6 protein-coding genes are annotated in these 8,957 nt (G+C 63.4%); 1 reads left to right on the top strand and 5 read right to left on the bottom strand.

What is annotated here, in order from left to right; genetic code table 11:
- Positions 1 to 72: 72 nt before the first annotated feature.
- Genes LQR33_RS19455 through LQR33_RS19445 form a run of 3 tightly spaced genes read right to left on the bottom strand, consistent with a single transcriptional unit; the run spans position 73 to position 3,875 of the window.
- Entirely contained in the window at positions 73 to 1,131 is a 1,059-nt protein-coding gene (locus LQR33_RS19455; protein WP_231470145.1) for an ABC transporter permease, read from the bottom strand.
- Between the two features lie 16 nt (positions 1,132 to 1,147).
- Complete coding sequence (locus tag LQR33_RS19450; protein WP_021475757.1) at positions 1,148 to 2,086, bottom strand: ABC transporter permease; 939 nt, start codon at positions 2,084 to 2,086, stop codon at positions 1,148 to 1,150.
- Between the two features lie 22 nt (positions 2,087 to 2,108).
- Positions 2,109 to 3,875 (bottom strand): ABC transporter substrate-binding protein, encoded by a 1,767-nt coding sequence (locus LQR33_RS19445; protein ID WP_231470144.1) that lies wholly within the window; start codon positions 3,873 to 3,875, stop codon positions 2,109 to 2,111.
- A 247-nt stretch (positions 3,876 to 4,122) separates the two neighbouring features.
- On the opposite strand from LQR33_RS19445, the gene LQR33_RS19440 reads away from it, so the two are divergent.
- Entirely contained in the window at positions 4,123 to 4,488 is a 366-nt protein-coding gene (locus tag LQR33_RS19440) for a hypothetical protein (protein WP_021475755.1), read from the top strand.
- A gap of 48 nt (positions 4,489 to 4,536) precedes the next feature.
- Here the strand turns inward: LQR33_RS19440 and LQR33_RS19435 are convergent, their stop codons facing one another.
- Positions 4,537 to 7,656, bottom strand: coding sequence for an efflux RND transporter permease subunit (locus LQR33_RS19435; RefSeq protein ID WP_231470142.1), 3,120 nt, complete (start codon positions 7,654 to 7,656; stop codon positions 4,537 to 4,539).
- 10 nt (positions 7,657 to 7,666) lie between these two features.
- Entirely contained in the window at positions 7,667 to 8,773 is a 1,107-nt protein-coding gene (locus LQR33_RS19430) for an efflux RND transporter periplasmic adaptor subunit (RefSeq protein ID WP_231180130.1), read from the bottom strand.
- Between the last annotated feature and the right edge of the window lie 184 nt (positions 8,774 to 8,957).

The following is an 8,957-nucleotide window of genomic DNA, read 5'->3' as shown; positions in this document are numbered from 1 at the left end:
GAAACGCACCCGCAGATTGCGCACCGAAAGCAGGGTTTTGTTATCGCTCATATCCATTTCTCCTCATCCCGCTCACTTGGCCGCCGCGCGCGGGTCCAGCGCGTCGCGCAAGGCATCCACCAGCAGGCTGAACGCTGTCACCAGCACCGACATGGCAATCGTCACCGCCAGCATCTGCCACCAGTAGCCCTGGATCAGCTCGGTCGGCGCTTCGGCCAGCATCGAACCCAGGCTGACCTCACGCACGCCGACGCCGAAGCCGAGAAAGGACAGAATGGCCTCGTACTTGATCAGCGCCACCGTCAGCAAGGAAAACTGCACCAGCAGCAGGTGGGAGATGTTGGGCAGGATGTGGACGAACATCTTGCGGCTGCTGCCGGCGCCGATGGCGTCCGCAGCCTGCACGTATTCGCGGCCTTTCAGCTTCAGGTACTCGGCGCGCACCAGCCGGTAGGTGCCGGTCCAGCTGGTCAGCGCCATCACCGAGATGATGGTGGTGATGCCGCGGCCGGACACCGCGGCGAAAGACAGCAGCAGCAGCATGTCCGGCACCGAGGTGAACACGCTGTAGAACCAGTTGAGAAAATCGTCGGTCTTGCCGCCGAAATAGCCGGACACCGCGCCCAGCGCGCAGCCGATCAGCAGGGAAAACACCGCGCCGAACACGCCGACGAAGATAGATGTGGACGTGCCCTTCAACGCTTTCTGGATCACGTCGCGGCCCTGCAGGTCGCCGCCGAACGACAGTCGCTCCAGCCGCGGCGGCGCGTGGTCGGCGTATTCGCCGACATGCTTCTCCGCTTCGGACAGCTGCTTGCCGATCGGATCCTCGGCGCGGCTCAGTTCGACAATGGGCGCGGCGGCCGCCTTGGCGGCCGGTTCCGGCGGCAACACGTCGTCCGCAGACTCCTTGACCCAGCTTGGCGGCGCATAAGGCACGCCCACCTCGTCCACCCAATGCGCGCCGACCAGGTTGAACCAGCCTCCGATCGAGACCAGCAGATAAGCCAGCACGATCCACATCGAAATAAAGCCCACCTTGTTGCGCTTCAAGCGTTGCCATCCCAGCCCCCACAAGCTGCGGGACGGCGTGGCCGGCGCGGCGCCGGCGGTATTCTGCAATGTCGTCATGATTGTTCTCCTCCGCTCACTTCAGTTGCACGCGCGGATCGATCCACTTGTAGACCAGGTCGCCCAACAGGTTGAACACCATGGTGGCGATGGCGATATAGATGGTGATCGCCTTGATCACCGGGAAATCGCTCTTGTTCACCGCCTGCACCACTTCATTGCCCATGCCGGGTATTCCGAAGAAGCTCTCCAGCACCAGCGCGCCCAGCAACATGTAGGGCAAGGACATCATCACGCTGGTCACCACCGGGATCAGCGCGTTGCGCAGCACGTGCTTGAGCATGATCTGACGCTCGGACAAGCCCTTGGCACGCGCGGTGCGCACGTAATCCTGGCCCAGTTCCTCAACGAAGAAGCTGCGATAGAAACGGATGTCCGGTCCCAGCGACACCATCAAGCCCAGCAACAGGGGCAGCGGCACGTAGACGAACAGATTGACCCAGAACGAATCCCCCCAGCCCCGCACCGGAAACCAGCCCAGCTTGAAGCCGAGGAAAAACTGGCCGGCGATGATGTAGATCAGCGCGCTGATGGACATGGCCACGGTGCAGGAGATGGTGACGATGTGATCGGTCAGGCCGCCGCGGAAATACGCAACCAGCGCCGCCAGCGGAATGGCGACCAGCAGATCGACCACCAGCATGGCGCCGGTCAGCGTCAGCGACGGCCCGATTCGGCTGCCGATGATGTCGGACACCGGTTGCTGGGTGGACCAGGAAGTGCCGAAATCCAGCGTCAGCACCTGATGGACAAACAGCAGGAATTGCTCCGGCAGGCTCTTGTCCAGCCCCAGTTGGGCCCGGATGTGCGCCAGAACTTCGGCCGAGAAATGCTTGCCGGCCAAGACCAGCGATGGATCGCCGCCCACCAGCGTGAACAGCGTGAAGACCAGCAGCATCACCCCGAACAGGGTCGGGATCATTTGCAGCAGCCGGCGGATGATGAATGCGGACATGATGGTTCTCCTCGCTCCCCGCTTATTTTTCTACGTCCAGGAAACGCCAGATGGCGTTGAAATTGGGGTGGAACTTGAATCCCTTCACCCAAGGCTGGGCCAGCGCATTGGTGAAGCGGATATCGCTGAACATCCACGGCGTGTCGCCGACCACGATCTTGTTCATCTGGTCGTACAGGAGGTTGCGTTCCGGGCCGTCAGGCAGCAAGCGCGACTGTTCGTAGAGCTTGTCGTAGCGCGGTGACTGGTAGCAGGCATTGTTGGAATTGCCGACATTGCCGCCATACAGCAGCTGCGTGAAGTTGTCTCCATCCGGATAGTCAGCACTCCAGGCGCCGCCATTCATGCCGAATTTGCAGTCGCGCTGCGCCTTCACCTGCTCGTTCCACTGCATCACGCGGAAATTCACCCTCACCTTGATGCGGTCGAAGGCCTTCTGCCAATACTCGTTCCACTGCTTGTCGATGGCGGTTGGGCCGGTCAGGAAATCGACGACGACGGGCTTGCCGTCCGGAGCATGGCGGTAACCGTCGGCGCCTACCCTGTAGCCGAACTGGTCCAGCAAGGCATTGGCCAGCGGCGGGTTGTAAGGATAGGCGGCGCGGAAATTCGGATTGTGGCCGGCCACGTTGGGCGGCACGATGTACTGCACCTGCACCGCCTGGTTGCGGCGGATGTCGCGTATCGTCTCGTTGGTGTCGAAGGCCATGGAGATCGCGCGTCGCAGCGCGATTTTGTCCTTGCCAAGCCCGCCGACGACCGGATCCTTCATATTGAACGCATAGAAGGTGACCTCCTCGCCCAATTCGCGGCTGAGCTGAATGCCCTTGTTTTTCAGTTCCGGCTTCAGCTCCGCGCGCCACGGATTCTTGGGATCCAGGCGCAATACCTGCCTGACCAGCGGCTGAGGAATACCCACGAGGTCCAGCTCCCCGCTCTTGAAAGCCAGCCAGGCCGGCTGCTCCTCCTGGATCACCGACACCTCGATCCGGTCTATCTGCGGATAGCGCTTGCCGTTCATCTGCGCGACGATCTTTTGATCGCCCACGCCGTAATGGAAAGTTTCCCGACGAAAATTGGGATTGCGCACTAGCGTCATGCTGTTGCCCGGCTTCCAGTCCTTCAACACATACGGACCGGTGCCAACCGGATGGGCATTGGTATTGTCGCCATAGGCATCGACCACTTCCCGCGCCTGTGCCTCCACCCAGCTGCCGGCCAGCAGGAAAGGCAAGGACGGGAACGGCTGTTTGAACTTCAGCTGCAGCGTGTAGCGGTCCAGCGTCTTCACGCCGTCCACCACCGTGTCGTAATCCAGCTTGCCCTTGCCCGCCTTTTTCGCCAGTTCGGCCAAACCCACCAACTTGTCGGTGAAGGTGTCGCTGAGCGGCGAGGCTACCGTCGGATCGGACAGGCGCTTGATCGAATACACGTAATCGGCGGCAGTCAGCTCGCGCTTCTTGCCCTTGAACGCCGGATCCGGCGCGAAATAGATGCCCCTCTTCAAATGGAAGGTGTAAGTCAGGCCGTCGGCGCTGACCGTCGGCATCGCCGTCGCCACATTGGGGATTACCTTCACCGGACGGGACAGGTAGTCGAAAGTCAGCAAGGGATCGTAGATGTGCTCGATCACGGCGGCGGAATAGATATCGGACACCTTGGCCGGATCGAATCCAGTTTCCGGCGCGTTGAACGCCACATGCAGCACCTTCTCCGCGGCGGCCGCATGCAGCGACGCCAGGCTCCCCCAGACCATCAGTGCCGCCACTAGGGGCTTTTTCAGGCACATAGTCGTTTCTCCTTTGTTTTTCTCATCGGAACCAGTCCCCATCAGGATGGTCGATTTTCTATCGCGGCAACGCTTTGGCCGACTCGCGCGCCGAAGCGCAACAAGCTCGTTAACACAAAGCCGATGCCGCCCACACCTTAACGATTGACACACCCGCAAGATGACATCATCGTTAAATAAACAGCAATTCGATATTCACCGCGGCTCCGCTTGCCCTGCCAATGCGTGCCGCCGCAAGGAGAGCGCCATGAAATCCGCGGCATCGATACTCGTTCTGGCCGCCCTATCGCTGGCCGGCTGCGCCACCCAGCAGGGCTATGCGCAGAAGGTCTACAGCTGGCAGGGACGCGACGCCAACGAACTGCTGGCCGCCTGGGGCACGCCCACCGGGCAGATGACCATGCCCAACGGCAAGCAGCTCTACACCTACCGCACCGCTTACAGCCAGGAAATGCCGATACAAAGCAGCGGCTTCTACCATCCCTGGAGCTTCAGCGGCGGCGGCTCCACCTACTACAGCTGCACCACCAACTTCGTTGTCGATCCGCGCGACCACACCATTCAATCGGTCAGCTTCGACGGCAACGACTGCGTCGCCCCGCCGCGCAAGTGATTCCGCGGGCGCTCACGCGACAGGAGCCGGCGATTGCCGGCTCCCTGTTTACTTACCGCCCGCCTCGTTCAGCTTCAGCGCGCGACGCCCGCCCAATAGACGGCGGATTCGGACGCGCAGGCTGTCCAGATAGGTGTACACCACTGGCACCACCAGCAGCGTCAACAGCGTCGAGGTAGCCAGTCCGCCGATGATGGCATGCGCCATCGGCCGGTTGGTCTCCGAGCCATCCCCGGTGGCCAGCGCCAGCGGCAGCATGCCGAAAATCATCGCCAGGCTGGTCATCATGATCGGGCGCAGCCGCACCCTGCCCGCTTCGGCGATGGCGTCTTCGCGCACCATGCCCTCCGCCCGCGCCCGATTGATGAAATCCACCAGCAGAATGCCGTTCTTGGCCACCAGGCCCATCAGCATGATGATGCCGATGATGGAGAACATATTGAGCGTGGAGCCCCACAGGAACAGCGCGACGAACACCCCGCCGAAAGCCAGCGGCAGCGATACCATGATGGTCACCGGCATGGTGAAGCTGCGGAACTGCGCCGCCAGGATCAGGTAGATGAAGATCACGCCCAAACCCAGCGCGCGCAGCGCGTTGGCCACCGTCTCTTCCATGTCCTTCTGCTGGCCGCGGTGCATGCGCTGCACGCCTTGCGGCAATTGCATATTGCCCAGCATCTTGTCGATGTCGGCCATCGCCGAGCCCACATCGCGGCCTTCCACATTGGCCAGGATGCTGATCTCGCGCATCATGTTGGTGCGTTTGATCTGGCGCGGGCTGACGCCCTGCCGGGTCTCGATCAGCGTAGACAGCGGCACCATCTGCGCCGCGCCGTTGTCGTCGCGGTTGCCCGCCACTTTCAGCTGGTCCAGCAGCTCCTGGCGGCGCTCGTCCTTCGGCACCCTCAGCCTGACGTCGTAGTTCTCGCCGTCCGGGGCTTCCCAGGTGGTGACCACATTGCCGGCCAGCAGCATCGACAACAGATTGCCGACGCGATTGAGATCCACGCCCAGGCTCAGCGCCGCGTCGCGCTTCAATGTCAGGCTCAACGACGGATCGCCCTCGGTCAGATTGGATTCGATGTCCTTCACGCCCTTCACCTTGCCGATGCGGGCCATGATGTCCCCCGACACCGCGTCCAGCTCGGCCAGATTGGAGCCGCGCAGGCCGATGAAGATAGGCTTGCCCTGCTGCTCGTCGTTGGCCACCGCCTTGATCAGCACCCCAGCCACCGGCTGCACCCGCTTGCGGGCATCGGCGATGACCTCGTCCAGGCTGCGCTGGCGCGAGCGCTTGTCGCCGATGTCCAGCGTCAATTGGCCGTCGTTCTTGCCGGCGCCGAAGTTGCCGGCGCCGACATCCAGCGACACGGTGTGGATTTCCTTGATCCCTGACAGCGCGTCGACCAGCTCCCGGCCCTTCAGCGTCGTGTACTCCAGCGAAGAGCCGGGCGCGGTCTGGTACACCACGTTGATCTTGCCGCTGTCGCGCACCGGCGTGAATTCGCCGCCGATGCTGGGCACCAGCATGAAGCTGGCCGCAGTGACGCCCAAAGCCAGCGCCAGCGTGGTCTTGCGATGGCCCAGCACCCAGCGGATCACCGCGGCGTAACGCTCGGACAGACGGTCAAGCGAGGTCTCGAACCAGTCCAGCATCCGCCCCAGCGGGCCGCGGTGGCGGTCGCCGTGATGGTGCGGATCGTGCCAGATCGACGACAGCATCGGGTCCAGCGAGAAGCTGACGAACATCGAGATCAGCACCGCCACCGCGACGGTGAGGCCGAACTGGTGGAAGAAGCGGCCGATGATGCCGCCCATGAAGCCCACCGGCAGGAATACCGCCACCACGGTCAGCGTGGTGGCCAGCACCGCCAGGCCGATTTCGTTGGTGCCGTCCAGCGCCGCCTGGTAATGGCTCTTGCCGAGCGCGGCGTGGCGGACGATGTTCTCGCGCACCACGATGGCGTCGTCTATCAGCAGGCCGATGGACAGCGACAGCGCCAGCAGCGTCAACATGTTCAGCGTGAAGCCCATCAGCTGGATCGCGAACAGCGTGCCCACCAGCGCCACCGGCAGCGTCAAGCCGGTGATCACCGTGCTGCGCCAGCTGCCCAGAAACAGGAACACGATCAGGATGGTCAGGCCCGCGCCTTCCAGCAGCATGGACTCCACGCTGTGCAGCGCCTTCTTCACATCCTCGGCGGAGTCATAGGTGTAGCGCAGCTCGGTGCCTGCCGGCATCTGCGGCTTCAGTTCGGTCAACAGTTTCTTGACGCCCTCGGCCACCGCCACCTCGTTGGCGCCGCGCGCGGCCTTGATGTCCACGCCCAGGCCGGGCTGGCCGTTCACCAGCGAGACGCTGTCCTGCTCGGCCTCGGTGTCCGCCACCACGGCGATGTCGTCCAGCCGGATCGGCGTGCCGTTGCGGTAGCCCACCGCCAGCGCGGCGAAGTCGTCGGCGGACTTGAGCTTGCCGGACACGCGGATCGCCCATTCCTTGTGCGCGGTGGAAACGTTGCCGGCCGGGAAGTCCTGGTTGGCGGCCTTGATCGCGTCGGCCACGTCGGCCAGCGACAGACCTGAGCCCTCCAGCCGCACCGGATCGATATCGATGCGAATTTCGCGTTTTACCGAACCGATCAGGCTGACGTCGCCGACGCCCTCCACCATCTGCAGCCGCTTCTTCAGCACGTTCTCGGTCCAGCTGCTCAGTTCGCGCGGGCGGGTCTGGCTGGAGGTCAGCGACAGCGACAGCATGGGCTTGTCATTCGGGTCCACCTGGGACACCGACGGCGTGCCGATCTCGCGGCGGAACTGCCCTTGCACCGACGCCACCTTGTCGCGCACATTCTGCACTGCGACGATGGGGTCGACCGACAGTTCGAACTCGGCCACCACGAAGGAGCTGCCCTCGGAAGAGTAGGAGCGGATTTCCTTGATGCCGCTGACGGTGTTGAGCGCTTCCTCAAGCGGCTTGCTCACCTCGCTCTCCACCACTTCGGGCGAAGCGCCGGTATAGTGCGTCTCTACCACAGCCATCGGCAGCCTGACGTCCGGCATTTCCTCTACCGGCAGCTTTTGCCAGGAGAACAGGCCCAGCACCATCAGCGTCATCATCAACACCGCGGCGAAATACGGATTGCGCACGCTTACGCGAGTCAGCCACATGGCGCTCTCCTCAAGCCAGGCCGGCCGGCAGGCTGACCGGGTCGCCCGCCTTGCTGCCCAGCAGTTCGCCGACGATCACGCTGGAGCCGGCGGCCACGCCGCCTATCGCGGCCTGGCGCTCGTTTTCCGCGCGCAGTTCCACCGTCACCGGCCGCTTGGCCAGCTTGCCCTTCTCCACCACCATCACCCAGGGCTGGCCGTCGATGTCGCGCACCGCGGCGATCGGCACCACCACCTTGTCCTTCACCGCCCTCACCACCACGCCGCCCTTGGCGAACTGGCCCACTTTCAAGTGCCCGTCCGCGTTCTTCACCCGCACGAATAGCGTGAAACTGCGGGTGCCAGGTATGGCCACCGGGTTGATGCGCACGACTTCGCCGCGCTCTTGCGCGTCGCGGCCATCCACGCTGAACGAAGCCGGCATGCCCACCCTCACCTGTCCCACCAGCCGCGAAGGCACGGTGGCTGCGATTTCCAGCACCGCCAGATCAGCCACCGAAAACAGCTTCATATTGCGGCTGGCCACCTCACCAGGGTTGATCTTGCGCTCGTAGACCACGCCGTCTATCGGCGACTTGACCTGCGCGTCGGCCAGCGAGCGCTGCGCCCTCGCCAACTGGGCGGCCTGCGCGCGCAGCTCGCCCTCCTTCACCCGGAAGTCGCTTTCCAACTCGTCGAACGCCACCTGGGAGATAAAGCCCTTGCCCAACAGCTCGCGCTGCTTGTCCAGCTTGACCTTGGCCAGCTTCAGCCGCGCCTTGGAGTTGTCCAGCTGGGCATTCTGCTCCGCCACCGACTGACCCAGCGACTCGGCGTCCAGCACCGCCAGCAACTGACCGCGGCGCACCGTCTCCCCTTCGCGCACCCGCACTTCGCGGACATTGGCGTCCACCTCGGACGCCACCGCGCTGCTAGTCAGCGCGTTCAGCGAGCCGGTGAACGGAATGGCGGCGGCGAGCGGCTTCACCTCGGCCCGCACCACATCGGCGCCGGACAAGCGGCGCGCCGCCGGCGCCGACGCGTTTTTGCCGGAGGCGGACGCATGCTCGGCGCCGCCCTTGCCACAGGCGGCTAGCGATAGAAGAAACAGAGCAGACAGGCAAAGACGTATATTCATATGTGTGTTTTCCGATGTGGCCATCGCGGCGTCATCCGGTCTTGTTGTCGATTACGGAACAGGCGGCCGTCTGGCCGCCTGTTCGACATCATGCCACATCCGGTAATTTATTTTAATGTCATTGCAAGAACTGTTCTGACCCGACGATGCCCAGCTTCGTCAATCCCAAGCGCTGCGACTCCGC

Origin of the sequence: Chromobacterium piscinae (assembly GCF_021129175.1) — a bacterium.
GTDB lineage: Bacteria > Pseudomonadota > Gammaproteobacteria > Burkholderiales > Chromobacteriaceae > Chromobacterium > Chromobacterium piscinae.
The sequence above is the reverse complement of the archived record's forward strand: the minus strand, read 5'-3'. Positions and strand labels throughout refer to the sequence as shown.